The following is a 26,862-nucleotide window of genomic DNA, read 5'->3' as shown; positions in this document are numbered from 1 at the left end:
ATTAGCGAAAAAAGCGAAAACGGGTCGGCACGCCCGGCGTGCCGACCCGTTCTCGTGTTACTTCAGGCCGTAGGCCCGGGTGATCGTCTGGTCGATGGTGTTGCCCTCGGCGTCCACGCCTTGGGCGCGGATGCCGACGGTGCCGTTGGTGGCCGACAGGGCGGGGTGGGCGATGGTGGCGGTGTAGGAGGTGGCGTTCTTCTTGGCGGTGGTGACGGGCTTCCAGTGGGCGCCGTCGTCGTAGGTGACCCAGAGCTTCAGGCTGCCGAGGCGTGCGTCGGGCACGTCGTAGGAGCCCTGGTAGCCGGTGACCGTGATCTTGTGCGGCCTGGCCGCCGCGGTCGTGTTGTCCAGGTCGAGGTCGAGGTCGTAGCGGAGGTTGAGCCGGCGGACCGGCTCGCACGGGGCGAGGGTGCTGGCGAAGAACCAGCCGACGCACAGGCCGTCGCTGGGCGTCTGCAACCCGCCGGTCGGGCGCTTGGACTTGAACGTCCACTCCGTCGCCACGTCGGTGGCGTACTTCTGCAGCGGCTTCGGGGTGTGGAACTTGTCGGTGAGGCGATAGCGGGCCTCGCCCTCCGGCAGCTCGTACCTCGGCATCTGGATCAGGACCGGGCCGCTGGTGCCCGATTCGACCATGGGGATCTCCTGGCCGTCACGGTAGAGGTGCAGCTCGTCCTTGCCGCCGTGTTCCTCGTAGAAGCGCGCGTTCCAGGTGAACGCCTCCTGGTGGTTCGGCTCCGGGCCCAGGATCGGCAGGGCGGCCACGAACGTGTCGCCGTTGCGGCAGGGGAAACACGTGGTGGTCCCGGTGGAGCGGGTCAGGTCGGAGAACACCGGGTTGCCGGGCACGCGCGGCTGGGCGCCCCACTCCTCGGTCTTCCCACCGGCCGTCGGGTAGACGTCCACGGCGGTCGCCCACATCCCGGAGCTCTGGCCGGAGGCGTTGCCTTCGGGGTAGGTCAGCTGGGTCTCGCGGGTCCACGACACGTCCCGCGAGACCGGCCCGACATACTCGGTCACGGTGCTCTGCGCGGGCCAGGAGGAGCCGAACCGCGGGCCGAGCAGCCAGCCGGGGTGGGTCACCACGGTCGCCGACCAGAGGATGGAGGCGAGGGCGGGCCGGTCAGCGTGCAGGCGGTTCTTGATCTCGTACAGGTTGCGCCTGCCGAGCTCGTAGTCGAGCTTGGCCGGGACGCGCAGGCGCTCGTGGAGGAGCAGCGAGTAGATGTACGGCGTGGCGGTGACGCCCTCGGCCTGGATGCTCACCGGCCGCCTGGCGAGCAGCGCGGCCAGCGCGCGGCCTTCGCCGGCGGGCAGGCTCATGGTCGGGATCGGGTAGATCGGCCAGTACTTCGCCAGGTCGAGGAAGGGCCGGTTGACCGCCCCGTAGCCGAGCACCCCGGCCGCGCCGGCGTCGGCCGCGGCCTTGACCCGGTCGAGGGCGTCGCCCGTGCAGCCGGTGGCCGGGCACAGGTCGGACAGGTCGAGCAGGACGAGCTTGCCGCGTACGCCGGCGCCGGCGAGTTCGGCGGCCTGGCCGCGGCCCCCGGACACCAGGGTGAGCGTGCTGCGGCCGTTCAGCTTGGGCACGTCCTCGGCCAGGCTCTGGTAGCGGGGAGTCAGGGTGAGCTTGTCGGCCTTCATGCTGATCACGGGGGCGCCGCGCAGGATCTGTCCCGCGACGTCGAAGGTGCCCTGGGTGATCGTGCGGGTGGGCAGCAGCCAGTAGTTGTGCAGCCCGTACGTGGGGTAGGCCGACTCGAAGCGGACGGACCCGACACCGTTGGCCGCCTCACGCTCGGAGGCGTACTGCGAGTTGTAGACCTCGGTGGGGTCCGGGGTCTTCTGGGTGACCTGGCGGGCCTTGCGCATGTCGAGGGTGATCGTGGTGTCCTTGGTGGCCTCGAACTCCGGCTGCGACGGCAGGCCGATGTTCCACTGCCCGTCGCTCCCGCGCCAGCTGATGCCGGAGTTCGCGCTGTAGGTGCCCGCGTACACCTTCGTCTCGGTCTCGGTGCCGCTGCCGGGGTACCACTCGACGTCGAGGTCGTCGCGGTCGTCGGTACGCAGGATCGCCCAGGGGATGCCCTGCACGTCGGTCGCGCCGTCGGGCAGCACCATCCGGGTCTTGATGGTGACCTTCTTGGGCTCCACGAACGCGCCGACGGCGGTGTTGACGCTCACGCCGCTCGCGTCGGTTGCGTGCACGAAGCCCTCGTACCAGGTGTCCGGTCCCGACGGGTCGAAGGTGACGGCGACGGGCGCGGTGCCGTGCGCGGGGACGGTGACCGTGTCGTGGTCCAGGGTGAGCGTACGCGCGGACGCGGTGCCCTTGTGGGCCTTGAGCCCGGTCTTGAGCGTCAGCGTCACCGGCTGGTCGCCGTCGTTGGTGTAGGTGAGCGTCTTGGTGACGGGAGCGGGGTGGGGGTAGTCCATGCGGCCGAAGTCGATGCTGCCCGAGGCGGTGACCGCCTGCTTCACGGCGCGCGCCACGTCCACCCGGCCCGCGCCCTGCTCGTACGAGCCGTAGCCGTCGTCGCGGGCGGTGCTGGTGAGCGCGTTCTTGAGCTGGGCGGCGGTCCAGTCGGGGTGCTTCTGAGCCAGGAGCGCGGCCGCGCCCGCGACGTGCGGGGTGGCCATCGAGGTGCCCGACGCGCCGGTGTAACGGTCGTTCACGGGCGTGCCCATCGTGGTGCCCGCGGCCCGCGCGGCCACGATGCCGACGCCGGGGGCGGCGATGTCCGGCTTGAGGCTGTAGTCGGCCAGCACCGGGCCCTTGCTGGAGAACTCGGCGAGCTTCTCCGAACCGTCCACCGCGGCCACGGTCAGCGCCGACGGCGCCGAGCCCGGCGAGGCGATCTTCCGGTTGAGTGCGTCGTTGCCCGCCGCGATGACGAACAGCGACTTCGACTGGGCGCTGAGGTTCTCGACCGCCTGGCTCATCGGGTCGGGCCCGGTGTAGCAGCAGCCGCCGAGGCTCATGCTGATCACTCTGGCCTGCTGGCCGACCGCCCACTCCATGCCGGCGATGATGTCCGACTCGTCGCCGTTGCCGCTCTTGTCGATGACCTTGCCGACGAGCAGCGACGCCTTGGGCGCGACGCCGGTGTACTTGCCGTCGGAGGCGGCGCCGTTGCCCGCGATCGTGGAGGCGACGTGGGTGCCGTGCCCGTGGCCGTCCTGGACGTCCGCCTCGTCGGTGAAGTTCGCGCTGGCCGCGACGCGGCCGGCGAGGTCGGGGTGGCCGAGGTCGATGCCGGTGTCGAGGACCGCGACCTTGACGCCCTCGCCCTTCAGCCCGGCGGCCCATGCCTCCGGCGCGCCGATCTGCGGCACGCTCTTGTCGAGTACGGCCTGCACCTTGCGGTCGAGCCAGATGGCCGAGACGCCTCGGTCGAGCTGGGCCTTGGCGTTCTTGTCTGTGGCGGGGGGATCGACGGCGCTCCAGAACTGCTGGACCGCCTGCTTGTCCACCCGGATCGCCGCGCCGCCCACGCTGGGCAGCCCGCGTGGCGCGGAGGTGGCGGGCAGGGCGTCGGCCTGCGCCGACAGGGTGTTGGCCGCCTGCTTGGCCTGACCGTACTGGACGATCAGCGGCAGGCCGGCGCTCTCCTTGTCGGTGTAGCCGTTCTTGGCCAGGTAGGCGACGTCGAACAGGCCCTTGTCCATGCGGCCCGACGACACCAGGTCCATCACGTCGGAGGGGAAGACGTAATAGGAGTCCCGATCGCGGACGGAGATGAAGTTCACCGGGGCGCCGTCGGGCCGCTTGGCGGGGGTGACCTGGTGACGCGGGGTACCGCCGGGGCCGGTGTCGTAGGCGACCACGTCACCGGTGATCAGCGTGATCTTCGGCGCGTCCTTGGCCGGTGTTCCGGACGACTCGACGGCGGCGGCGGTCTGGCCGGAAAGGGCGGGTGCGGGGGTGGCCGAGGCCGGCGGCTCTACGGCCATACCGGTCGACAGCACCAGCCCCAGCGCTAAAAGCCCGATGGACGGGTTGCGCCATCGTTGACGAGTCATGGTTCTCCTCGCGGGATAGCAGGCATGATCGACTCTCCCGAACCATGACATGTCAAGAAATATCCTGAAAAGGTGACTCGTCGTCCTTTTCCCGCCAATGACGGGAAAAGGACGACCGGGAAGCGGGGTTTTGGGTGATCATGTTGGGATGCTGCGCATCCTCGGCCTGTCAGCGGCGGAGCAGGCCCTCTACGAGGCTCTGGTCGAGCGCTCCCCTGTCACCCTCGAAGAGCTGGACGAGCTCGCCGGCACTCCCGGCCTGGCCGTCGGGCTGGAGGAGCTGGGGCTGATCGCCCGCCTGCCCGAGGACCCGCCCCGGTTCGTCGTCGTACCGCCGGAGATGGGGCTGGACGCGCTCATCCGCGAGCGGGCCCGCGCCCTGGCCGACGCCCGGCTGCGGGTGGCCCAGCTGTCCACGCGCTATCACCTCACCACGCCCGCTCAGGAGTCGGGCGGGCTGGTGGAGGTGGTGATCGGGCGGGAGGCGGTGCTGCGCCGTTTCGAGCAGTTGCAGCGCGGCACCCGGCGGGAGATCCGGATGTTCGACGCGCCGCCGTACGCGGGCGAGGTGGGCGGCAACACCCAGGAGTTCGACCTGCTGAACCGCGGCGTGGACTACCGGGTGGTCTACGACCGGCGGGCCATCGAGATGCGCGGCACGCTGAAGACCATCGTGGACTACATCGCCGCGGGCGAGCAGGTGCGCGTCGGCGACGTGCCGATGAAGCTGGTGCTCAGCGACTACCCCATGGCCCTCGTGCCGCTCCGGCATGATCTGCAGATGGTCGAGTCGGCTCTGGTCGTGTACGACTCGACGCTGCTCGACGCCCTGGCGGCGCTGTTCGAGATGTACTGGGAGCGCGCCGTGCCCCTGCACGTCAGCCATGGGCGCGCCCGGCTGCCGGAGACCAGGAGCCCGACCGACGCGCAGCGCGACCTGCTGGCCCGGCTGGTGGCCGGGCAGACGGACAAGGCCATCGCGGCCCACCTCGGCTGGAGCGACCGCACGGTACGCCGTCACGTGCACGCCATGATGATCCAGCTGGACGCCCAGACCCGCTTCCAGGCCGGCTACCAGGCCGTCCTGCGCGGCTGGCTGGCCGATGAGAAGGGCGTACACGATGCCGCGGAATGACAGGGATGGCGCGGGCGCGCTCGGCGCGGCCGGGCTCACCCCGGACGAGGAGGCGGTGTACGAGCTGCTCATCGACGGCTCGCCGGCCACCACCGCCCGGATCGCCTCGCTCGGCGCGCCGGCCGGGCTGCGCGCCGACCAGTTGCCCGCCGTGCTCGCCGCGCTGGAGGCCAAGGGGCTGATCACCCGATCCGGCGCCCACTACGCCGCCGTCGCCCCGGAGGCCGCGCTCGACGTGCTCCTGGTCACCGCGGAGCGGGAGCTGCTGCGGGCCCGCGAGCGCGCGGGCGAGCTCGACCAGGCCTTCCAGCGCCGCCGGGCGGCCGGGGAGACGCCGCCGGCGGTCGTCGAGGTCGTGACCGGGCAGCGGGCGGTCCAGCAGCGGCACGCCCAGATCCAGCGGGCCGCCTGGCATCAGCTGCGCTGCTTGTCCAAGCCGCCCTACTTCGACCCGCCGGGCAGCGTGGCGGCCCAGCGCGAACTGCTGGACCGGGGCGTCACGAGCCGCATGATCTACGAGCGGGGGTTCGTCGACCGGATCGGGGCGCTGCGCCAGATCGAGACGATGGTCGGGGCGGGCCAGCAGGCGCGGGTGCTGCCCAGCCTGCCCATGAAGCTCTACCTCATGGACGACCGCTTCGCCCTGCTGCTGCTACGGCACCACCCGGACGACCCCGACGCCGACGCCGCCCTGGTGGTCCACCCGTCCGGGCTGCTGGAGGCGCTGAGCCGGCTGTTCGAAGGGCTGTGGCAGCGGGCGCTGCCGCTGCGCCTGCGGCCTCCGGCGCCCGGCGCGGCCCCACCCGCGCGGGCGCGCGCCTCGGCGGACGACGACGAGCGGCTGATCGCGCTCCTGGTGGCCGGGCTGACCGACGAGGCCATCGCCCGGCAGCTCGGCGTCGGCTACCGTACGGCGGAGCGGCGCATCGCGAACCTGATGAGCAGGCTCGGCGCCCACACCCGCTTCCAGGCGGGCGTCCAGGCCGCCTTCCGCCACCCTCCGCCGCCGGAGGACTGAGGCTCGGCGGAGCGCGGTTCCCTTACCGTTTTGGCCGACCGGCCCCGGGCAGACGGCCAGCACGCCGGACGAGGGAGCGAAGGAGATGCGATGGACGCCATCGTGCTGCTGAAGGACGACCACAAGACGGTCGAGGGGCTGTTCAAGAAGTTCGAGAAGGCCGGAGAGCGGGCCTACGCCGAGAAGCGCCGCCTCGTGGACCAGATCACCAAGGAGCTGGTCACGCACGCCTACATCGAGGAGGAGTACTTCTACCCGGCCGCCCGCGTCAAGGTGCCGGAGACGAGCGACCACGTGCTGGAGAGCGTCGAGGAGCACCACGTCGTGGTGTGGCTGCTGTCCGAGCTGAAGGACCTCGATCCGAAGGACGAGCACTTCAAGGCGAAGGTCACGGTGCTGATCGAGAACGTCCGGCACCACGTCCAGGAGGAGGAGAAGGACTGGTTCCCGCAGGTCCGCGCCGCGATGGGGCGCAAGGAGCTGCGGGAGCTCGGCGAGCGCATGGAAGCCGCCAAGGCCGAGGCCCCCGCCGAGCCGCTCGCTGTCAAGAGCGCCTCGCAATAGGCCGTGCCTGGTCTCAGCCGGACGTCACGTGGTCGACGAACAGGGCCGCGGCCGCGGTCGGGGCAGGCAGCGGGTTCCAGGCCAGGCCGATGGGGCGGTGCTGGGCCGGGACGAGCGGACGGTAGGTGGGGTCGTCGTGTTCCGGCGAGGCGGGCAGCGGCAGGACGCCCACGCCGAGCCCGGCGCCGATGAGGCCGCGCACGGTGGCGATCTCCTCGCTCTCGAACGCGATGACCGGCTCGAACCCGGCCTCCTCGCACAATCGGTCGATCACCCGGCGCAGGTCCGTGGTCGGGGCGAAGGCGACGAACGGCTCGTCGCGTACGTCGGCGAGCGTCAGTCCCGGGACGGCGGCGAGCGGGTGCTCGACGGGCAGGGCGAGGCAGAGCCGCTGCTCACGTAGCGGGTGCCAGCGCGCGGGGTTGCCCTCCGGCGGCGGGGTGACCAGGGCGGCGTCGATGTCGCCCTGGGCCAGCCAGGTGAACAGCTCCCTGGCGAAGCCCTGGTGCAGCTCGAAGCGGATGCCGGGGGTGCCCGCCCGCAGGTCGCGGAGGATCTCCGGTACCAGCCAGCGGCCCACCGAGTGCAGGAAGCCCAGCCGGATCAGGCCGGTGTCCGGGTTGGTGAGGGCGTCGATGCGGCGGCGCGCGCCCTGAAGCTCGTCCACGGCGCGGGCGGCGTGCTCGCGGAACAGCAGGCCGAACCGGTTGAGCGCGAGCCGGCGCCCGTGCCGGTGGAACAGCTCGACCCCCAGGTCGGCCTCCAGCCGGGCGAGCGCCCGCGACAGCGTGGACTGGTTGATCCCCTCCATCGCCGCGGTGTCGCGCATGTTCTCCGTGTCACACAGCGTCAGGAACCAGCGCAGGGTCTGCAGCTCCATCCTGCGATGATGCACCTTTCGCATCAGCTCCGGCAAATTGTGCATTTTGCGCATCAGCGCTGAGCGGGCACGCTCGACGGGTGCTCTCGACTCGCGTGTCAGGGGATCGCGCCTCCCTCCGGATCAGGTACGGGCTGATGTTCGGCGGCCTGGCCAACTTCCTGGCGCTCTACTACGTTCAGCCGTTGCTGCCCGGCGTCGCCGACCACTTCGGGGTCTCCGCGTCGGAGTCGACGGCGGTGCTGTCGCTGGCCACGATCACGATGGCGGTCGCGCTGCTGTTCGTCGGCCCGATCTCCGACCTGGTGGGCCGGGTGGTGATCATGCGGTGGTCGCTGACCGGCTGCGCGGTCCTGGGCATCGCCACCGCGTTCGCGCCCACCTGGCACTCGCTCCTGGTCCTGCGCGGGCTGCAGGGCGTCGCGCTGGCCGGGCTGCCCGCCGTGGCGCTCGCCTACCTGCGTGAGGAGATGCCCGAAGGGTCCCACGTACGGGCCAACGCCACCTACATCACCGGCACGGCCCTCGGCGGGGCGGCGGGACGGTTGCTGCCCGGCCCGGTCCAGGCGGTGTGGGGCTGGAGCGGTGCCAGCGCTATCGTGGGGGTCGTCACGCTGCTCTGCGCCATCGGCCTGTGGGTCCTGCTGCCGCCGTCGCGGCACTTCGAACGCTCCAGCCCGCGGCTCGGCGACCTGCTGCGCAACACCGCGCTCACGCTGCGGGACCCGTCCCTGGTGGCGCTGTGCCTGGTCAGCGCGGCGACGATGGGGGCGTTCGTCGGGCTGTGCAACGCGCTGACCTTCCGCCTGGAGGCGGCGCCCTATCTGCTGGGCGGCGCGGGCGCGCTGGTGTTCCTGGCCTATCCGGTCGGCGTGCCGGGGCCGCTGGCCGCCGGGCGGCTGGCGCTGCGGCGCGGGCTCGGCCTGGCCGCCCTGCTGGGTGTCGCGCTCCTGGTGACCGGTACGCTGCTCACCGCCGCACCCCAACTTCCCGCCATCGTGATCGGACTGGCCATGGTGACCTTCGCCTTCCTCGGTACGCACTCCGTGGTCAGCGGCTGGGTCTCCGACCGCGCCCACCGGGTCGGCGTCGGCGTGGGCCAGGCGGCGGGGCTGTACCTGCTGGCCTACTACGCCGGTAGCTCGGTCTTCGGCTCGCTGGCCGCCTACCGGTGGGAGACGGGCGGCTGGTCGAGCGTGATCACCGTCTCCGTGGGGCTGCTCGTCGGCGCCGGGTTCCTGCTGGACCTGGCCCGCCGCTTCGACACACGATCATGCCGGTAGCCGTCACCGGGGACGGCGTCGCCGTCTCCTACCAGATCCGCGGCCGGGGCGAACCCCTCGTCCTGCTGGCCGGGCAGGCCAACGACCACCACTGGTGGGACGGCGTCAGAGACGACTTCGAGGACCGCCACACCACCGTCACCCTCGACTACCGCGGCACCGGCGACAGCGACAAGCCCGACATCCCCTACACCACCCGCGGCTTCGCGGCCGACGTGGTCGCCGTCCTCGACGACCTGGGCGCCGACCGGGCCCACGTGTACGGCACCTCGATGGGCGGGCGCGTGGCCCAGTGGCTGGCCGCCGACCATCCGCACCGGGTGGGGTCGCTGATCCTCGGCTGCACCTCGCCCGGCGGCGCGCACGGCCTCGAACGGGACAACACCGTGAAGAAGTCGCTGGCCCAGCCCGACCGGCGGGCGGCGCGGCGGGCGCTGCTGGAGCTGATGTACACCCCGGCCTGGCTGGCCACCCACCCCGGCCCGTACACCACTCTCGGCGCTACCGGCATGCCCGCCTTCGCCCGTCGGCGGCACCTGGCCGCCAGCGCGGGGCACGACGCCTGGGACGCGCTGCCCGGCATCACCGCGCCCACGCTGATCGTCCACGGCACGGACGACGTCTTCAACCCGGCGGCCAACGCGCCCCTGCTCGCGGGCCGCATCCCCGGTGCGACGCTCCGTCTCATCCCCGGCGCCAGGCACGCCTACTTCGAGGAGTTCCGCGAGGTCGCGGGTCCCGCCGTCCTGGACTTCCTGGATTAGCCGATCATGACCACCGTGTTGGCGGCCAGGTCGTGCAGCGCGTGCCTGCGCCGGGTGAACATGATCCAGACGAGGTCGATCACGGTCAGGCCCAGCGCGGCGTAGAAGCCGGTCATCAGCGCGCGTCCCGCCGCCATGGCGGGGCTGAGCCGGGCGCCGTTCTCGCGCACCACGCGGATGCCGAGCGCCTTCTTGCCGACGGTCCGGCCGTTCCAGTAGCCGACCAGCAGCCAGTGGTAGGCGTACCACACGAACGCCCCGGCGATCAGCCAGCGCCAGTCCAGGTGGAAGACGAAGTCGGCGAAGTCCTTCGCGGGGTCCATCGGCTCGAAGACGCCGGCCCGCGCCAGGAGGGGCCCGGTGAGCCAGCCCAAGATGACGGCATCGGCGAGACCGGCGAACAGCCGCCGCCACCGTCCCGCGAGCAACTCCTGCGCCAGGTGGCCGTAGGGCGGGCCATCACGCAACACTGACTCGGACATGGATTCACTCCGGCTGATTGAGTAGTGGTCTCTCCATAGGGCGTTCCATCGCGTTCCACGGACTGGGGGCATGCCAGAATCGAGGTGCCGAGACGTACCCGAGAGGACGAATGACCATCCCCGCCGACCGAAACGCCGACCCCGCCGAGGGACGGACGGCCGTGGTGAGCCGGACAGGCCCCAAGCGCAGCGAGAGCATCCGGCTCGCGGTGCTCCACGCCGCCGACGATCTCCTGGTGGAGCGGGGGTTCAACGGGGTGACCATCGAGGGCATCGCCGCCCGGGCGGGGGTCGCCAAGCAGACCGTCTACCGCTGGTGGAAGTCCAAGGTCGACATCCTCCTCGACACCCTGGCCGACGACGCCCGCGACGCGCTGGCCTGGCCGGGGGGCGGAGAAGACGCCGAGGAGGAGCTGAAAGCGCAGCTCCGCCGGATCGCGGGGTTCTTCGAGGTGCCGTCGGGCCATGTTCTGCGGGCGCTGCTCGGCCACGCCCAGACCGACCAGGCCACCGCCGGGGCGCTGCGCGAGGGGTTCCTGCGCGAGCAGCGCGAGCGCGACCTCGCGGGGCTGCGCGCCGTGCTCGAACGCCATACCGGCCGCCCGGTGCCCGAGCCGACCGTGGACACCCTGCTGAGTGTGCTGCTCGGCCCGCTCTACTACCAGGCGCTCGTCCACGGCGGCCCGCCCGCCCCCGAGCTCCTGGACGCCACGGCCCGGCACGTCCTCGACCTCGCCAAGCCCTGAAGCCGGGTCGGCGCGGGGCCCCAGGGCCCCGCGCCGGTTGGATCAGAACAGTCCTCCGAAGAAGTCGTCAAGGCCGCTCTGGTCGAAGTAACGGAACACACGGGCCGCGGTTTCGCTGACGGCGCCGGTCTTCGTTATTCGCTCCTCTGCCTCATCCAGCTGCCTGTAGTCCTGCCTCATGCCCTGGCCCGAATTCGTGGGCGGGATCAGGTTGGGCGGCGGTTCCCCGTCCGGATACATCTTCCCGTTGCGGAACACCGAGACGGACTGGGTCGGCTGCGAGACCCCGTTGTTGCCGTAGACCTGTCCCGGCCGCACGGCGGCCGAGCGGGTCCCCTTGGGCGGCGACTGCCGTTGTGCCGCCCGGTGGCTGGTCGGTCTCCTGGCGGGACGTGGGCGTGACGCGGGTCTGGAGGGGAGCCTGGTCACCCGCCCGTTGGTCACCTTCTTCACGTGCCTCCTGGTCTGTCTCGCGGCCTTCTTGGCCTGCTTCTGGGCCTTCGCGGCTCTGCGCTTGCGCGCCTGTTCGGCGGCCTTCTTGCGCATCTCCTCCGCCTTTTTCTTGGCCTCTTCCGCCTTCTTCCGCCTTTCCAGTTCCTTCGCCTTCTTCTTGGCCTTCGCCGCGGCCTCTCTCGCTTCCTTCAGCGCCTTTCTCTTCCTGGCCAGTGCCTCCTTCAGCTTCCTGGCCGCTTTGGCGAGGGCCCGCAGCAGGGCCTTGCGGGCGGCGATCGCTCGTCTCAGGGCGATCTGGGCGAGCTTCCTGGCCCATGCCCGCGCCGCGAGCCTGGCGATGACGGCGGCGGCGAGCCAGACCCACTGCCCGTCGGGGTCGCTCATGGTGACGGGGCTGTTGTTGGCGTAGGCGTAGGCGTTGAACTGCTGCGGGTCCTCCTCGTCGATGACGGGGTCGACGGACAGGAACCGCCCGTTCTTGGCGTCGTACTCGCGGGCGCCGAGCTGAACCAGCCCGATCGAGTGATCCTGGACGCCGCCGACGAATCCGCGCTGGCCTGGCCACCACGGTGGTGGAGTGCCGCGGTCCTCACCGAACGGTGTCATCCTCCGGACGGCGACCTCGCCGGTGCCGGCGTTGACGGCGGCCTGCGCCGTGCCCTGGTGGTCGGAGGCCAGGAAGTAGACGTTGTTGTCGGGGGTGCGCACCGCCACCGGCTCGCCGTTGATGGTGTAGTAGCGGGTGCACTCGACGACGTCCTTGGCGTTGTCGAGGCGCAGTTCCATGTCGTCGATGTAGAGCGTCGAGTCCGTCGGCGTCTTGCGCAGGAGCCGGTCGCCGTCGGCGTCGTACACGAACGAGGTGGTCTTGCCCGCTTCCGTCACCGACTCGAGGTTGCCCTCGGAGTCCCAGACGAGGGTCTGGTCGGTGGTTCCGACCTTGCGCCTGGTGGTGTTGCCCGTCTCGTCGTAGGCGAACGTGTCCGCCCCCACCGACTGCAGGGCGTGTGGCTGCTTCTCGCCGGGCTTAGGGAAGGTGGAGGTGCGGACCGACTCCTGGCCGCCGCCCCAGGCGTGCTTGGTCTCCTTGATCCGGTTGCCTGTGACGTCGTAGGCGTAGCTGGTCGCGTACGGGGCCACGCCGCCGATCTTGCCGGACTGCGGTGAGCCGCTCGCGCAGTCGTCGGTGGCGGTCCACGCCGAGGTCAGGCGGCGCAGGTAGTCGTAGGTGAAGCACTGGGTGTCCTGCGACTGGCCACCCGCCCTGTCGGCGATCTTGGTGATGTTGCCGGCCGGGTCGTAGGTGTAGTTGAGATCCAGATCGCTCTCCGGGGCGTTCTCGCGGTCGAGTCGCGTCCGGGTCAGCCGCTGGGTGACCTCGTCGTGGGTGAAGGTGAGCCAGCTCTTCTTGCCGCCGGCGCTCAGCTCGTACTGAAGGGTCTCGCCCATCTTGGAGTAGCGGGCGGCCGTGACGTACGACGACAGACCGGCGACCTTGGTCGGCTGGCTCAGCTCGTCGTAGGTGTAGACGACCGACTCCTCCGCCAGCCCGCCCGCGGCCGGGAAGCTGACCGACTGGACCTGGTCGTCGAGGGTGTAGCGGGTGTTGAGAACGTACGAACCGGCCAGCTTGCCCTCTCGTTCGGGGACGGTGACGGTCTCCCGCAGGGCGCGGTACTCGGCGTCGATCGCGTTGATCTCCGCCTTGTACGCCTGCCCGCCGATGTAGCGGATGCTGGCGTTCTGGTGCCCCTTGGCCAGTTCGTCGTACTTCCACTCCGCGAGCAGCGGGCCGTCCTTGGAGCCCTCGCGGGTGGCCACCTTGCGGCCCAGCACGTCGTAGTCGTACGCGAGGGTCTTACCGCGCGCGTCGGTGGAGGTGAGCATCTCGTCGGCGTCGTTGTAGGTGAAGGTGGTGACGCCCTTGTCCGGGTCCTCGCTCTTGATCTCCCGTCCGCGCAGGTCGTAGGTGTGCCGCCAGACGTTGCCGGCCGCGTCGGTCACGGTGGACAGCCGGCCCGCGTTGTCGTAGGCGTACTTGGTGGCGTCGTACTCGCCGGTCGGCGTGGCGCCCTTGTACTGCCGCAGCTCGATGAGCCGGTCGTCGGCGTCGCCGATGCGGGTGACGGCGGTGCCGCCGGGCGGAGGCGTGATGTGCACCCGGTCGCCCTCCTGCGTGACACCGGCCCGCCACTTCTCCACGCCCTTGGCCCGGAGGACCTGTGCGCTCACGTCGCCGGCGCCGTCGTACAGGTAGCCCATCTGGGTGGGCACGTCCGTGTCGGCCACCCCGAGCAGGTCGGTGGACGGCTCGCCCGGACTGAAGTAGCCGCTGTTGTTCTTGGTCACCTCGCCGAAGGAGTTGTAGAAGGTGTCGGTGATCGTGCGCCCGTCGCGCAGCGCCGGGTCCTGCGTCTGGTCGTCGCGCGGGGCGGGCTCCTGGGTCTGCCGGTCGCGCAGCAGGCCGTCGTACAGCTCGTAGCTGGTGGTGTAGCCGCCGTCGCCCCGCAGCGTCTTGGTGGTGACGACGTTCGGGCCGTCGGTACGGGTCAGGTAGGAGTACTCGGTGTTGGGCGACTGGTTCGCCGCCTTGCTCCGGTCGGCCTGCCACACCTTGACCAGGCGGCCCAGCGCGTCGTGCTCCATGTCGGTGCGCCGCTCGTTGGCGTCGATCTCGGCCACCGGCTCGCCCCAGGCCGGTTCGAGGAAGGTGCGCTCCATGTGCCCGAGCGGGTTGGTCTCCCTGACCTCGGTCGCCGGGGCGCCGGAGGCCGGTGAGTAGGTGGTGGTGACCTTGGTGCCGACCGCGTCGGTCTCGCTGGTCGTGCGCCCGTAGGTGTCGTAGGTCAGGACCGAGTTGGTGATGGTCGTGCCGTCTCCGGCCGTCTGCTGGATGGTGGTGACGTCGCCCTTGACCGGCCCCTGGCCGTAGGGCTTGCCGTCGTACTGCACCCGCTCGTCGGAGATCACGTCACCGGCGGCCAGCTTGGCCACTCCGGCGCCGCAGCCGGCGGCGACCTTCTGGATCCTGCTGGTGTAGTCGAGCATCCAGGCCGTGTCGTTGCGGGCGTAGGTGAAACGCGTGCACTGGTCGTCGTCGGAGGTGTCCAGGTCGCCCTGTTCGTCCACCTGGGTGAGCAGGCCGTGCTCGTCGAAGGAGCGGGTCTCGCCGACGCGCCGCCACTTGCCGCCCGCCAGTGCCTCGCGGTTGACCATCGACTTCTTCTCGACGATGTACGCGGTCTTGGTGACACCGTCCTGGGTGGACTGGGCGGTCTTCAGCGACCACGGCTCCTCCGCCGTCGCGGAGAGGATCGCGCCGCCGTCGCCGTCGTAGAGGATCTCCTCCCGTTGGATGGCGGCGTACTGGTCGAGGTCGTCCAGCTTGCCACCCTCAGAGTCCACGACCTGGACGTCGCGCTTGGACCCGTCGGCCAGACGGTCGCCGTCCATGCCGCGGAAGTACCTCAGCTCGGTGAGTGTGCGCTTGCCGTCCTGGCCATCGCCCTCGCGGACGCGCACCCGACCGAACCCGCGCCAGTCCGACCAGGTGCGGTGCGCGGGCTTGACCAGGATGTTGTCGGCGTAGCGCCAGGCGCCGCCGTCCAGGTACTCGTAGTCGGTGACCACCGGCGGCGAACCGGCGACCCGGTCCACCTCGAGGGTCTGCTTGACGACGTACTTGTGGAACCAGTCGGTGACCTCGCCCTCGTCCGGCGGGGCCCACCGTTGCGGGAAGCAGAGCCGGGTGTTCTTGTCGGCGGCCGGCAGGTCGCCCGGCTTGCAGTCGGCCGGGGCGTAGTTGATCCGGAGCTCGCCGCCGCTCTCGTTGTTCACCGCCCGGACCCGCCACTTGACCAGCGGGGCGCGGCCCTCGGTGGCGTCCACCCTGTTGGGCAGCTGGACACCGATGAAGGTGATCTTCGGCAGCGTGATCGTGCCGCCCACGTGACCGCTCTGCTGGATCGACGCCAGCCACAGCGACGGGCTGAGGCCGTCACCGGTGGCGGGGAACTGGTGCGCCAGCGCCCAGGAGTCCACCGGGCAGTACTGCGCGCCCGAGCACTTGGCGGTGTCGGTGTTGAGCACCTGCGTGGTGACCTTCGCCAGCCGCTTGCGGCTGAAGAACGTCGGCGCGAGCCGCTCGGTACACTTCACGCCCGAGCCGCAGATCTGGTCGAAGGGGACGTCCGGCCAGTGGCTCGCCGTCTCCTTCTTGAGCTGGTCGGCGGCGCAGGTGATCGTCCCGCTGGGCAGGCAGCGCTCGGCCACGTCGAAGACCACGCGGGCCGCCGGCGCCTTGGCGAACAGCTCGTTTCGCAGGTAGCCGTAGTCGATGCGGGTGAGATAGCCGCCGCGCACGTACTCCGTGCCCAGCTCGGGCTTCATGTTGCGCCCGTAGAAGTTCTTCTCCGTCTCGTACCAGTAGGTGATGGCGTTGCCGTGGGTGTCGACCTCCAGGTCGAGGTTCCACCGGTAGGCCTGCTGGCACCAGGCGTTGGCCGGGGTGCTGGAGTAGCAGGGCTCGCCGCTGTTGTTGCCGAACACCGGATTTGTCCAGGTGGACTTCGTCTCCGGCTTCCCCGACGCCCAGCCGGGCAGGCGGTTGAGCCCGAAGCTGTACTGGGTGCCGTCGGCGGTCGTGACGCGCCAGTACTCACCGTTGTTGTCGCCGTTCACGGCTCCGGTGAGGTATTCGATCCGGGTGCCGTCATCGCGCTTGGGCCGCCACTGCTTGCTGGTGGCGTCCTTGACCAGCTCCACGGAGGAGTTGCCGAGGGACAGCGTCGCGTTCTCCTGGTCCCAGCACAGGTCGCCGGTCTTCTTGCCGTCGATCATGCACGACTTGTAGCGCCGCTCGATGTAACCGCCCGGGGTCAGCTCGAAGCCCTCGCCCACCCATGACGGCTGGTTGTTGGTGGAGGCCGTGCGACCGTCCACGCTCTGCGAGGAGTAGGCGATCGACATCTCCGGCTCGTCACCGCCCAGCGCCGGCGGCGCCCGCAGCTCGTAACTCCAGCTGAAGTCACCCGACTGGGTGCCGACGCTCCAGTCGGCGGAGGGGGCCAGCGAGGTGGCGGAGTGGTCGCCGGACGAGCCCGACGGCGCGGCCGTCACCGCGTACAACGCCGGCAGGTCGACGTCGGCGGACAGCTTGCCGGACTTCGTGTCGTTGTCGCTGGGTACCGGTTCCGGCCGGGGGCACCCGGCCGCGGTGGTCAGCGCGCATTCCGGCAGCCGCACCATGCGCAGCCTGGCGCCGTAGTCGCCGCCGAACGCGTAACGGAACCCGGAGTAGTCGATCTCCAGACGGGTCTTCCCGCTCTTGGCCGCCAGGCCTTGACCGGGCGAGACCCGCAGTGCGAGCCCGAGCAGACCCGTCGGAGCGGTGTCGAGCAGTTCGACGCGGACCCGATCAGGAGTGGCCGCCTCAGCCGTCTTGTCCGTCTTGTCCGCACTCGTCTTGGCCGCCGACTTCGGCGGGGCGAGTCGCACCGGGAAGCCGGCGATCAGAGTCTGTGTCCTGCCGGTCGCGTCCAGCTCGACGGCCTGCGGTTTCGGCCAGGAGACGCCGGGTGGGGCCTTCCACGCCTGTTTCGCCGCCTGATCGGGCGTCATGGGCAGCACCGGGACCGCCCGCCCGCGGACCGGGGTGTCCTTCTGCGTGACCGGGGCCGAGCGCGGCGCGGCGCTCGCGGGCATCGCGTGCGTCAGCGGCACGACCATGATGACGGCCAGAATGGTCGCCAGCCGCCGCGGCCACGGCGATGGACGTGCTGGTTGCTGAAAGCGATTCCAATGGGATTCGGGCAGGTCTAACTCGGACGGTTCATCCATGGAGCTCACCCAATCTGCGGGACGAGTCGGGACTGGTGTGCGGCTTTGGGACAATCTGTGGGGGGTTCAGCACGCCGTCGTGACGCGGGGTGAGCCGGAGGGTCGCCGTCCCGTCCTGGCCGGCCGCGATGGCCATGCGCCCGATTTCCATCTTCATCCGGTGCCGTCATGAGGCACCGGCACTCGGTCATCGCTTCGTCTACCAGGTCGAGGCCGACGTTAAGAGAATGATCTTCCGTTTTTCTTCCGTTCTTCTTCCGTCCCGGTTCCGCGAGCGAGAAGCTGCGATTTGTCGCCCGGCGCGCCAACCGCGGCACCTGCTCGCGGGTCGACCGGCGCACCGTGCGAACCTCTTACACGAAAGCGGGCCCGGCGCCCGTCCGAGTGTGAGGAGCCCGACGTGTCCCCCGTGATCCTTTCCGCCGCAGGCACCTGTCTCGTCCTTGACGTCGCGGGCTCCGGCCTGCCGCGAGTGCGCCATTTCGGCGCCGACATCGGCGCGGTCGCCGAGGAGCACCTCCTGCCCGCGCTGGCCTCTCTGACGCCCGCGCCGCCGCTGGTGCCGCTCCAGGGCGACAGCTGGTACGGCCGGCCGGGCCTGTCAGGAGCCCGTACGTCCGCGCATCGGCCGGTCAGGTGGAGCCTCGACGGCCTGGTCGAGACGCGGGCCGCGCCCGGTGCGGGCGGCAGCGTGACCGTGACCGCGACCGACGATCGGGCGGGGCTCCGGCTGGTGAGCGAGGTGGCCATGGACGCGGGCGGCGTGGTCACGATGCGGCACGCGCTGACCAACACCGCCGCCGAACCGTACCGCGTGGAGGAGCTGACCTGTGCGTTGCCGCTGCCCGCGCGGGCGGATGAGCTGCTCGACTTCACCGGGCGGTGGGCGCTGGAGAAGGTGCCGCAGCGCCGGCCGCTGGCCTACGGCGTCTGGTCGCGGGAGAACCGGCGCGGGCGCACCGGGCACGACGGCACGGGCCTGCTGGTGGCGGGCACGGGCGGGTTCGGGTTCCGGCACGGCGAGGTGTGGGCGGCGCACGCCGGATGGAGCGGCGACCACATCCACTACGTCGAGCGGCTGCCGGAGGGGGTGACGCTGCTGGCGGCCGGCGAGCTGCTCGCGCCCGGCGAGATCATCCTGGGCGAGGGCGAGACGTACGAGACGCCGCTGGTCTATTTCACCTGGTCGGACTCCGGGCTGGACCCGGCGGCCGGGCGGCTGCACGGTCACCTGCGCTCGCGCGGCCCGCGCCCGGCCCGTCCGGTCACCCTGAACAACTGGGAGGCCACCTACTTCGACCACGGCCTCGACCGGCTGCTGGCGCTGGCCGACCGGGCCGCGGAGGTGGGGATCGAGCGGTTCGTCCTCGACGACGGCTGGTTCCGGCACCGCCGCGACGACAAGGCCGGGCTCGGCGACTGGTACGTGGACGAGGGGGTGTGGCCCGACGGCCTGCACCCGCTGGCCGAGCACGTACGCAAGCTCGGCATGCAGTTCGGGCTCTGGTTCGAGCCGGAGATGATCAATCTCGACTCCGACCTCGCCCGCGAGCACCCCGAATGGGTGCTCGGCCGCGCCGACCGGCTCCCGCCGCCGCAGCGCAACCAGCACGTGCTCGACCTGGCCCGGCCGGAGGTCTTCGACTACCTGCTGGACCGCATCAGCACCCTGGTGGGCGAGTACGAGCTGGACTACATCAAGTGGGACCACAACCGCGACATCGCCGAGCCCGTCCACGACGGCGTGGCGGGTGTGCACGCGCAGACCGTGGCCGCGTACCGGCTGATCGACGAGCTGCGCCGCCGCCATCCCGAGCTGGAGATCGAGTCGTGCTCGTCCGGCGGCGCGCGGATCGACTACGGCATCCTGGCCCGTACCGACCGGGTCTGGACCTCCGACAGCAACGACGCGCTCGACCGGCAGGCGATCCAGCGCTGGACCGGCCTGCTCGTGCCGCCGGAGCTGATGGGCAGCCACGTCGGCGCGCCCCGCGACCACGTCACCGGCCGGTCGCTGCCGCTGTCGTTCCGCTGCGCCACCGCGTTGTTCGGCCACATGGGCGTCGAGTGGGACCTGACGTCGGCGAGCGAGGCCGAACGCGAGGAGCTCGCGGAATGGATCGCCCTGCACAAGCGGCTGCGGCCGACGCTGCACGGCGGGACCGTGGTCCGCGCCGACCATCCCGACCCGGCGGTGCTGCTGCACGGCGTGGTCCGGGACGGGCACGCGGTGTTCGCCTGCGTACAGCTCGCCTCCCGGGTGGCCATGGGCCCGTCCCCGCTGCGCCTGCCCGGACTGGACCCCGAGGCCGTCTATGAGGTGCGGGTGGCCGGCCGCCTGCCCACGGGTGTCGGGCTGCCGGAATGGACGGCCGCCCCGGTACGCCTGCGGGGCTCGGTCCTGGCCGAGCTCGGGCTGCCGTCCCCGGCGCTGAAGCCCGCCACCGCGCTGGTCATCGAACTGGAGGCCGTTCAGGGATAGCGGGTGCGCTGAACCTGGCTCGGTAACCGGACGGGCTCATCGCGAAGAACTGCCGGAAGCGGCGGCTGGCGTAGTTGGGGTCACTCCACCCCACCTGCCTGCCGATCGCCGCGACCGGCAGGTCCGTCTCGATGAGCAACGCCGCCGCCCGCTCGGCGCGCAACCGGTTCAGGTACGCCATCGGCGAGATGCCGAGCTGGGCGGTGAACGTCCTGGCCAGGTGGGCGGCCGAGACGCGCGCGAGCGCTGCCAGGTCGTCCACCGACCAGTCCCGCCGCGGGTCGCCCTCCAGCTCCCGTACGGCCAGCAGCACCGCGGGGTGCGTCCCCGCGCTCCCGGCGGCGGGCTCGCCTGGCGAGGCCAGCGAGGCCAGGGATGCCGCCGCCCCACCCAGCAGGCACAGCAGCGCCCCCATCTGCGTGATGTGCCCGCCGACCGCCGCCGGAAGCGCGGCCTCCACCACCGCGAGCGCCCCGTCGTCCAGCCGCGACACATGCCCCGAGCGGTGCAGCAGCCGGCCGACATGCGGTTCGGCCCGCAGCCAGGCCAGCTCCCGCTGGAACATCTCCGGACCGACGTACACGTTGTGCACCACCAGCTCGCGGCAGTCTCGGTAGCCGTGCCAGTCGCCGGGTCGCAGCAGCGCGACCGAGCCGCGGCTCAGCCCCTGCTCCCCGATGGCCGAGACGTGTGTGGCCGTCCCCCTGGTGACCACGGCCAGCTCCAGGAAGTCGTGGCTGTGGGCGCTGTTGTCGGCGGCCAGCTCGTGCCGCTCCGCCACCACTGGCGGCCGGTCGGGGGTGAAGACGTCGTCGCGTCGTACGCGGTGCACATCAGGATTGTGCTACATGCGAGCAACCCCCGTCCTAGCCCGCCCCGGCAGCGCACAGCAAGAGTGGAGGCACCACCGACAAGGGAGAAGAACATGCTTGACGACGCTCAGGTGTCCGCGTACCGACGTGACGGTTTCATCCACCTGCCCCAGGTGATCTCGCGCGAGGAGGCCGCCCGTTACGCCAAGGCGGCGCTGGCCGCCCAGGAGACCGTGCGGGACAACCGGGAGGGCGACATCTTCGTCCAGTTGTTGCAGCTCTGGCAGCATGACGAGACGCTGCGCGAACTCACCCTGCACCCGGGGCTCGCCGCGCTCGCGACCCGCCTGGCGGGCGTGCCGCTGCGGCTCTGGCACGACCAGCTGCTGATCAAGAAGCCGCACAACGGCGCGGCCACCGAGTTTCACCAGGACCAGCCGTACTGGCCGCACACCGGCTCGCGGCACGCCCTGTCGGCCTGGATCGCGCTGGTCGACGTGCCCGTCGAGCGGGGCTGCATGACGTTCGTGCCCGGATCGCAGGATCTCCAGGACCTGCGCGCCCAGGACTTGACGGACGGCCAGGACCTCTTCCGGATCGCGCCCGAGCTGCGGTGGCGGCAGCGGGTGACCGTCCCGTTGAAGGCGGGCGACTGCACCTTCCACAACTCGTACCTGGCGCACTGCGCCACGCCCAACTTCACCGACGACCCACGCATCGCGCACGTGGTCATCTACATGGACGCCGACGCGGTCTTCGCCGCCGAACCGGCGCACGTGCTGACCGACCCCCTCGGCCTCACCCCCGGCCTGCCGCTGCCCGACGAGCACTTCCCCAGCTTCGCTCGCTGATCGGCCCCGGCATCACCCGGGTCGGCGCGGCCGCCAGACCTGACGCCCGGCCTCACCCGGGTCGGCGCGTCGCGCTGCCTCTGACGATGAGGGTCGTGGCGAGCTCGATCCGGGTGCCGGCCGAACCCCCGCGGTGCGCCAGCTCTTCGGTGATCAGCCGGACCGCCTCGTTGGCCATGTCGTCGAGCGGCTGACGGACTGTGGTGAGCGGCGGGGACAGCATCTCGCACAGCGGGGAGTCGTCGAAGCCGACCACGGACACCTCGTCGGGGATGCGGATGCCACGCTCGGCCGCCGCCTGGTAGACGCCCGCGGCCTGCAGGTCGGAGCCCGCGAAGATGGCCGTGGGCCGGTCGGGGTGGTCGAGCAGTTCGGCGCCGAACGTCTTGCCGCCGGAGACCTGGAAGTCGGCGAACCGCGTGAGGTCCGCCGGCGGCTCGACGCCGAAGGTGCGGTGCGCGGCCAGATAGCCCTCGTAGCGGTCGAGGGTGCACTGCGTGTCGAGCGGCCCGCCGATGAAGCCGATCCGCTCGTGCCCCAGCTCCAGGAGATGGGTCGTCGCCATCACTCCGCCCGACCAGTTGGTAGCGCCGACGGTCGAGAGCCGGGGGCCGCGCTTGCCGACCGGATCCAGGAGCACCAGCGGGACCCGCAGCAGCTCTTCGACCGCCGCGATCTCCTCCTGGTTGGCGCGCGAGAGCACCAGGACGATGCCGTCGGTGCCACGCTTGCGCACCATCCCGATCCAGCGCCGCAGGTCGAAGTCGGCGCGCGCGGAGGAGGTCACGACGAGCGAGAATCCCCAGCGCGCGGCCGCCTGCTCCGCACCCTTGACCAGGACCTCCGCCCAGGGCGAGCCGAGTCCGTCGATGAGCAGGTCGACGAGGCCGACCTGCGGGGCGCTGGGCGGGCGGAGCGCTTCGTACCCGGAGGCCCGGACCGCTTCGAGCACCTTGCCGCGGGTGGCGGCGGAGACGTGCTTCTTGCCGCTCAGCACTTTCGAGACCGTCGGGACCGACACCCCGGCCGCCGCCGCGACATCGGAGAGCGTGGGTCGGGGCACAGTACCTCCCGTTTGTCGACTTTCGGAAAATCGTCTGATCCGCAGATACTCATCGACCTGCGCTTATCAGGCGCATGGGGCAAGTGTTGACACGGCCACAAGCCGGAACCTACCGTAACGAAGCGCCAGTGTCCCGGCAATCTTTTCGGAAATTTATCCAGAAACTTTCCGACAAGACGATGCCGGGCGCCTCGAGTGCCGGATCAACAGTGAGGGTGCGTGCATGACGATCGATGAGCGTCGAGCGCGACGCGTCGGCGACCTGCTGGCCGACATGTCGCTCGACGAGAAGCTCGCGCAGCTCGTGGGCGTGTGGCTGAACGTCAATCGCGAAGAGGGCGTCGTCGCGCCGCTGCAGGATTCGATGCAGGGCGAGGACGTCGCGTTCGAGGAGTTCGCCCGCCACGGACTCGGGCAGATCACCCGGCACTACGGGACCCGGCCCGTCGATCCGGAGTGGGCGAGCACCCTGCTGGCCGCGCGGCAGCGATGGCTGCTCGACCACACCCGCCTCGGCATCCCGGCACTGGCGCACGAGGAATGCCTCACCGGGCTGGCGGCCTGGCGGGCGACGACCTATCCGGTCCCGCCGGCCTGGGGCGCGTCGTTCGACCCCGAGCTGGTCGAGCGGATGGGCCGGCGGATCGGGGCGAGCATGGCCGCGCTCGGCGTTCATCAAGGGCTCGCTCCCGTGCTCGACGTGATTCGCGACCAGCGGTGGGGACGGGTCGAGGAGTGCGTGTCCGAGGATCCGTACGAGGTCGCGACGATCGGGGCGGCGTACGTGCGGGGGCTCCAGTCCGCGGGCGTGATCGCCACGTTGAAGCATTTCGTCGGCTATTCGAACTCCCGCGCCGGGCGGAACCTGGCCCCGGTCCACGCGGGGCCGCGTGAGGTGGCCGACGTGCTGCTGTTCCCGTTCGAGGTGGCGATCCGGGACGCGGGGGCGGGTTCGGTGATGAACTCCTACGCCGAGATCGACGGGATCCCGATCGCCGCGGACGACCATTACCTCACCCGGATCCTGCGTGACGAGTGGGGTTTCGACGGCACCGTCGTCGCGGACTACTTCGCGGTCGCCTTCCTGCACACGCTGCACGCCGTCGCCACCGACGCCGAGGACGCCGCCGTGCAGGCGCTCACGGCGGGGATCGACGTCGAGCTCCCCACCGGGGTCGCCTACCTGGCGCCGCTGAAGCGGGCCGTGTCGAGCGGGCGGATCGCCGAATCGCTGATCGACCGGGCGTTGAGCCGGGTGCTGCTGCAGAAGGCCAAGCTCGGCCTGCTCGACGACGACTACGCGCCGGTCCCTTCGGGGCCCGTCGACCTGGACGACGCCGAATCCCGGGCGCTGGCACGGCGGCTGGCGGAAGAGTCCATCGTGCTGCTGACGAACAACGGCCTGCTCCCCCTCGGCGACACCGCGGGACGGCGCGTGGCCGTCATAGGCCCGAACGCGGACAGCGTGACCGCGCTGTTCGGCTGCTACTCCTTCGTCAACCACGTCCTGCCGCACTTTCCCGAGGTCGAGCCGGGCATCGAGTCGCCCACGCCGCTCGACGCCCTGCGGGCGGAGTTCCCGGACGCGGTGCTGCGGGTCGCGCACGGCACGGGTGTCGACGACGGCGACCGCGCGGGGTTCGGCGCGGCCGTGGACCTGGCGGCCGACTCCGACGTGGTGATCCTCGTGCTCGGCGACCGGTCCGGCCTGTTCGGCCGGGGCACCTCCGGCGAGGGCTGCGACGTGGACACCCTCGACCTGCCCGGCGCCCAGCAGGCGCTCGCCGACGCGGTCCTCACCACGGGCACTCCGGTCGTGGCGGTCCTGCTGACCGGCCGGGCCTACGCCGTGCCGGGCATCCTGCGCGAGGCCGCCGCCGTGGTGCAGGCGTTCTTCCCCGGCGAGGAGGGCGCGGGGGCCATCGCCCGGGTGATCAGCGGAGCCGTCAACCCGTCGGGGCGGCTGCCGATGAGCATGCCGGGCTCATCCGCCGGGCAGCCGTACAGCTACCTGCATCCCCGGCTCGGCGCGGCCGGTTCGGTGAGCAACATCGACCCCGCTCCGGAGCTGGGGTTCGGTCACGGGCTGAGCTACACGAGCTTCGCCTACGACGAGGTGTCCGTGGCCGCGAGCGCCCCGGCGGCGGACGGGTCGATCCACTGCTCGGTCGTCGTCCGTAACGCGGGTGAGCGGGCGGGCGCGGAGATCGTGCAGGTCTACGCCTCGGACGTGGTCGCCTCGGTGACCCGGCCCGTCGCCCAGCTGGTCGGATACGCGCGCGTCGAGCTCGCGCCCGGCGAGCGGGCGTCGCTCGGCTTCGAGGTGCCGACGCGGCTGCTGGCCTTCACCGGGCGCGACGGCCGGCGGGTCGTCGAGCCCGGCGAGGTGACGGTGACCGTCCGCCGCTCCGTCACCGACGTCGTCGCCGAGCGGTCGGTGACACTGACCGGGCCGGTGTACGAGATCACCGGCGCGGAGCGGCGGCTGACCACGGTCGTTCAGGCGAGTGTCGTCCCCCGCTGAGCGACCGCTGACCACGGTCGTTCAGACGAGCGTCCTTCTCCGCTGAGCGGCTCGCCGCCATGACGCCAGTCGTACCACCGGCGCCACGAGCACCACGGCCGCGACGACCAGCACCGTCAGCCCGGCGGTCCGCTGGTCGGCGGACAGGTCCGACACTCCCGGCGGCGACACCAGCGTGAACCAGTCCACGCCCACCCCCGGCCCGAACCGCAGGGCCAGCCCGAGCGCGAGCTGCGCCACGGCGACCACCGCGAGCAGCCGCACCCGTGCCGGCCAGGTCATCGGGCGCGGCAGCGGATCCACCCCGGCCAGCACCCAGAAGCACAACGCCCCGGCGCAGAAGAGCACCGCCAGGGTGAGCAGATGGAGCGCGTAGCTGTACAACGACTGCCCCAGCCAGCCGGTCCCGTACAGCACCGCCATCGGCACGATCTGCGTGGCGGCGACGGTCACCGGATGGGTGAGTCGCGAGGCCAGGCGGCTGTCCAGGATCGCGCGGGTCACGTCACCGTACTGGGACCGGTCCGTGGTGGTCTGGGCGGCGAGCGTCAGCGGCGCGCCGAGCGCCAGAAGCAGCGGCGCCACGAGCGCGACAAGCCCGTACTGCAGCGCCTGCGCGGAGAGCATCGCGCGGGCGTAGCCGCCCACCCCGCTGAGCAGGGCGAACGCCAGCACCGCGAGCCCGGCGAGCCACGCGGCGGTACGGCCTGGCGGCCACACGATCCCGTCGCGGGCCAGGCGGCGCAGCCCGACGTGGTAGCCGATCGCGAGGCCGGCCAGCAGGAGCAGGATCAGCGGATCCAGCCTGATCTCGGTGAGCAGGCCGCCGATCGAGAAGGGCGGCAGGTTGTACTCCAGCAGGAGGTGGTCGTGGCCGCCGCCGCCCTCCGAGGGCGGCGGCGGGGTGCGTGACAGGGCGACCGCGAGCCCGACGGCCGCCGCCATGACGATCGCCTCGCCGGTGGCCAGGCGGACGAACGTGCGCCGTACCGGGCGTTCGGCCAGGCCCGCGACGGTACGGCGGCGATGGTTCTGGCCGAAGACGCCCAGGGCCACCAGCGCGGCCGCCTTGGCCAGGACGAGCAGGCCGTAACGGGTCTGCCACAGCTGCGCGACGGCGTCGAGGCGCACCCAGGCGCTGGCCACGCCCGACACGGCCACCGCGCCGAAGCAGGCCAGGGCCAGCGTGCTGAACCTGGGCACCACCTCCGTGAGCCGGTCCGACCGCCGGAAGTGGACAAGGACGGCGGCCAGGCCGCCCACCCACACCGCCACCGCCGCCAGGTGCGCCATCAGGGCGGAGATCGCGATGTCGTGGTCGCCCGCCGAGGCGGCGTGGCCGACGTAGGCGGGCGGCAGGATCGCGAAGACGGCGACCGCCAACAGGAAGGCGTTCCACCAGGGCGAACGCCACAGGCTGGTGCCGATCGCCACCACCCCCGCCGCCGCGGCCACGATGAGCAGCGCCTGGGTCTGCGGGACGGTGGTGCCGAACGACAGGATCGACGGGCTCTCGAACAGGTCGGTGACCGGCAGCCCGACGACCTCCGAGATCGTCAGCAGGTACGTCACCGCCGCGGCGGCGGCCCAGCCCAGCCCCCAGCGGCCGGCGGCGCGCAGGCAGGCGGCGGCCTGCGGCGTGCCGCGCGGCGTCAGGATCACGGCGGCCACCAGCGTTCCCACGGTGGCGAAGGCGCACAGGTCGTAGGCGAACCGGGCCAGGGGCATCCCCCAGTCGGTGAACGGTCCCGCCTTGGGCAGGCCAGGTATCGACGGCTGCGGCACGCTTCCGCCGAACAGCAGGGCCGCGACCAGCACCAGGACTCCGGCGGCCACGGCGACGACGGCGTATCGGCGGGCCGGCGTCGCCCCGCCTCGGAAAGTGGACACGGTTGCTCAGGTGCCGGCGGGCAAGGGTCGACGGCATCGGGGGGTTGACGG

Annotated in this window: 16 protein-coding genes; 9 read left to right on the top strand and 7 right to left on the bottom strand. The window is 71.4% G+C overall.

Features of this window, described 5'->3' with window-relative positions; all coding sequences use genetic code 11:
• Window positions 1-57: 57 nt before the first annotated feature.
• The gene (locus tag ACQP2T_RS26100; RefSeq protein ID WP_433518664.1) at window positions 58-4,026 is read right to left on the bottom strand and encodes a S8 family peptidase; all 3,969 of its coding nucleotides are present in this window, start codon (window positions 4,024-4,026) and stop codon (window positions 58-60) included.
• A 148-nt stretch (window positions 4,027-4,174) separates the two neighbouring features.
• On the opposite strand from ACQP2T_RS26100, the gene ACQP2T_RS26095 reads away from it, so the two are divergent.
• The 3 genes from ACQP2T_RS26095 to ACQP2T_RS26085 all read left to right on the top strand — a co-directional run bounded on the left by ACQP2T_RS26095 (window position 4,175) and on the right by ACQP2T_RS26085 (window position 6,743).
• A complete protein-coding gene (locus tag ACQP2T_RS26095; RefSeq protein ID WP_433518663.1) occupies window positions 4,175-5,161 on the top strand; it encodes a LuxR C-terminal-related transcriptional regulator in 987 nt (328 codons plus the stop codon).
• Window positions 5,148-6,179 (top strand): hypothetical protein, encoded by a 1,032-nt coding sequence (locus tag ACQP2T_RS26090; protein ID WP_433518662.1) that lies wholly within the window; start codon window positions 5,148-5,150, stop codon window positions 6,177-6,179. The genes ACQP2T_RS26095 and ACQP2T_RS26090 overlap by 14 nt, the downstream gene beginning before the upstream one ends.
• Window positions 6,180-6,269: 90 nt before the next feature.
• Window positions 6,270-6,743 carry a hemerythrin domain-containing protein gene (locus tag ACQP2T_RS26085; RefSeq protein WP_433518661.1) on the top strand — a complete coding sequence of 158 codons (474 nt, stop codon included), beginning with the start codon at window positions 6,270-6,272 and terminating at the stop codon, window positions 6,741-6,743.
• A 13-nt stretch (window positions 6,744-6,756) separates the two neighbouring features.
• On the opposite strand, the gene ACQP2T_RS26080 is transcribed toward ACQP2T_RS26085, so the two are convergent.
• Window positions 6,757-7,623: a LysR family transcriptional regulator gene (locus tag ACQP2T_RS26080; protein ID WP_433518660.1), complete on the bottom strand. Its 867-nt coding sequence runs from the start codon at window positions 7,621-7,623 to the stop codon at window positions 6,757-6,759.
• Between the two features lie 80 nt (window positions 7,624-7,703).
• On the opposite strand from ACQP2T_RS26080, the gene ACQP2T_RS26075 reads away from it, so the two are divergent.
• Window positions 7,704-8,906, top strand: coding sequence for an MFS transporter (locus ACQP2T_RS26075; RefSeq protein WP_433518659.1), 1,203 nt, complete (start codon window positions 7,704-7,706; stop codon window positions 8,904-8,906).
• Window positions 8,897-9,670 carry an alpha/beta fold hydrolase gene (locus ACQP2T_RS26070; RefSeq protein WP_433518658.1) on the top strand — a complete coding sequence of 258 codons (774 nt, stop codon included), beginning with the start codon at window positions 8,897-8,899 and terminating at the stop codon, window positions 9,668-9,670. The genes ACQP2T_RS26075 and ACQP2T_RS26070 overlap by 10 nt, the downstream gene beginning before the upstream one ends.
• Here ACQP2T_RS26070 and ACQP2T_RS26065 read toward each other — a convergent pair.
• Window positions 9,667-10,152: an RDD family protein gene (locus ACQP2T_RS26065; protein WP_433518657.1), complete on the bottom strand. Its 486-nt coding sequence runs from the start codon at window positions 10,150-10,152 to the stop codon at window positions 9,667-9,669. The genes ACQP2T_RS26070 and ACQP2T_RS26065 overlap by 4 nt on opposite strands.
• A gap of 110 nt (window positions 10,153-10,262) precedes the next feature.
• On the opposite strand from ACQP2T_RS26065, the gene ACQP2T_RS26060 reads away from it, so the two are divergent.
• Window positions 10,263-10,898 carry a TetR/AcrR family transcriptional regulator gene (locus ACQP2T_RS26060; RefSeq protein ID WP_433518656.1) on the top strand — a complete coding sequence of 212 codons (636 nt, stop codon included), beginning with the start codon at window positions 10,263-10,265 and terminating at the stop codon, window positions 10,896-10,898.
• Between the two features lie 42 nt (window positions 10,899-10,940).
• Here the strand turns inward: ACQP2T_RS26060 and ACQP2T_RS26055 are convergent, their stop codons facing one another.
• Window positions 10,941-17,078: an RHS repeat-associated core domain-containing protein gene (locus ACQP2T_RS26055; RefSeq protein ID WP_433518655.1), complete on the bottom strand. Its 6,138-nt coding sequence runs from the start codon at window positions 17,076-17,078 to the stop codon at window positions 10,941-10,943.
• 511 nt (window positions 17,079-17,589) lie between these two features.
• On the opposite strand from ACQP2T_RS26055, the gene ACQP2T_RS26050 reads away from it, so the two are divergent.
• Window positions 17,590-19,671, top strand: a complete 2,082-nt coding sequence (locus ACQP2T_RS26050) for an alpha-galactosidase (RefSeq protein WP_433518654.1) — start codon at window positions 17,590-17,592, stop codon at window positions 19,669-19,671.
• Here ACQP2T_RS26050 and ACQP2T_RS26045 read toward each other — a convergent pair.
• Complete coding sequence (locus ACQP2T_RS26045) at window positions 19,643-20,503, bottom strand: AraC family transcriptional regulator (protein ID WP_433518653.1); 861 nt, start codon at window positions 20,501-20,503, stop codon at window positions 19,643-19,645. The genes ACQP2T_RS26050 and ACQP2T_RS26045 overlap by 29 nt on opposite strands.
• A 93-nt stretch (window positions 20,504-20,596) precedes the next feature.
• Here ACQP2T_RS26045 and ACQP2T_RS26040 point away from each other — a divergent pair, with 93 nt between their 5' ends.
• A complete protein-coding gene (locus ACQP2T_RS26040; RefSeq protein WP_433518652.1) occupies window positions 20,597-21,334 on the top strand; it encodes a phytanoyl-CoA dioxygenase family protein in 738 nt (245 codons plus the stop codon).
• 52 nt (window positions 21,335-21,386) lie between these two features.
• Here ACQP2T_RS26040 and ACQP2T_RS26035 read toward each other — a convergent pair whose 3' ends face one another.
• The gene (locus tag ACQP2T_RS26035; RefSeq protein ID WP_433518651.1) at window positions 21,387-22,397 is read right to left on the bottom strand and encodes a LacI family DNA-binding transcriptional regulator; all 1,011 of its coding nucleotides are present in this window, start codon (window positions 22,395-22,397) and stop codon (window positions 21,387-21,389) included.
• 223 nt (window positions 22,398-22,620) lie between these two features.
• Here ACQP2T_RS26035 and ACQP2T_RS26030 point away from each other — a divergent pair, with 223 nt between their 5' ends.
• A complete protein-coding gene (locus ACQP2T_RS26030) occupies window positions 22,621-24,921 on the top strand; it encodes a beta-glucosidase (RefSeq protein WP_433518650.1) in 2,301 nt (766 codons plus the stop codon).
• Between the two features lie 21 nt (window positions 24,922-24,942).
• Here ACQP2T_RS26030 and ACQP2T_RS26025 read toward each other — a convergent pair whose 3' ends face one another.
• Window positions 24,943-26,811: a bifunctional copper resistance protein CopD/cytochrome c oxidase assembly protein gene (locus tag ACQP2T_RS26025; RefSeq protein ID WP_433518649.1), complete on the bottom strand. Its 1,869-nt coding sequence runs from the start codon at window positions 26,809-26,811 to the stop codon at window positions 24,943-24,945.
• Window positions 26,812-26,862: the final 51 nt, after the last annotated feature.

This window comes from Nonomuraea sp. CA-143628 (assembly GCF_050942315.1).
GTDB lineage: Bacteria > Actinomycetota > Actinomycetes > Streptosporangiales > Streptosporangiaceae > Nonomuraea.
This window is presented reverse-complemented; position numbering and strand designations above follow the sequence as displayed.

Coding starts and splice junctions, on each gene's coding strand:
- ACQP2T_RS26090 (WP_433518662.1), top strand. CDS start 5,148: ATGCCGCGGAATGACAGGGATGGCGCGGGCGCGCTCGGCGCGGCCGGG.
- ACQP2T_RS26095 (WP_433518663.1), top strand. CDS start 4,175: ATGCTGCGCATCCTCGGCCTGTCAGCGGCGGAGCAGGCCCTCTACGAG.
- ACQP2T_RS26070 (WP_433518658.1), top strand. CDS start 8,897: ATGCCGGTAGCCGTCACCGGGGACGGCGTCGCCGTCTCCTACCAGATC.
- ACQP2T_RS26040 (WP_433518652.1), top strand. CDS start 20,597: ATGCTTGACGACGCTCAGGTGTCCGCGTACCGACGTGACGGTTTCATC.
- ACQP2T_RS26065 (WP_433518657.1), bottom strand. CDS start 10,152: ATGTCCGAGTCAGTGTTGCGTGATGGCCCGCCCTACGGCCACCTGGCG.
- ACQP2T_RS26030 (WP_433518650.1), top strand. CDS start 22,621: ATGACGATCGATGAGCGTCGAGCGCGACGCGTCGGCGACCTGCTGGCC.
- ACQP2T_RS26100 (WP_433518664.1), bottom strand. CDS start 4,026: ATGACTCGTCAACGATGGCGCAACCCGTCCATCGGGCTTTTAGCGCTG.
- ACQP2T_RS26055 (WP_433518655.1), bottom strand. CDS start 17,078: ATGGTCGTGCCGCTGACGCACGCGATGCCCGCGAGCGCCGCGCCGCGC.
- ACQP2T_RS26060 (WP_433518656.1), top strand. CDS start 10,263: ATGACCATCCCCGCCGACCGAAACGCCGACCCCGCCGAGGGACGGACG.
- ACQP2T_RS26085 (WP_433518661.1), top strand. CDS start 6,270: ATGGACGCCATCGTGCTGCTGAAGGACGACCACAAGACGGTCGAGGGG.
- ACQP2T_RS26080 (WP_433518660.1), bottom strand. CDS start 7,623: ATGGAGCTGCAGACCCTGCGCTGGTTCCTGACGCTGTGTGACACGGAG.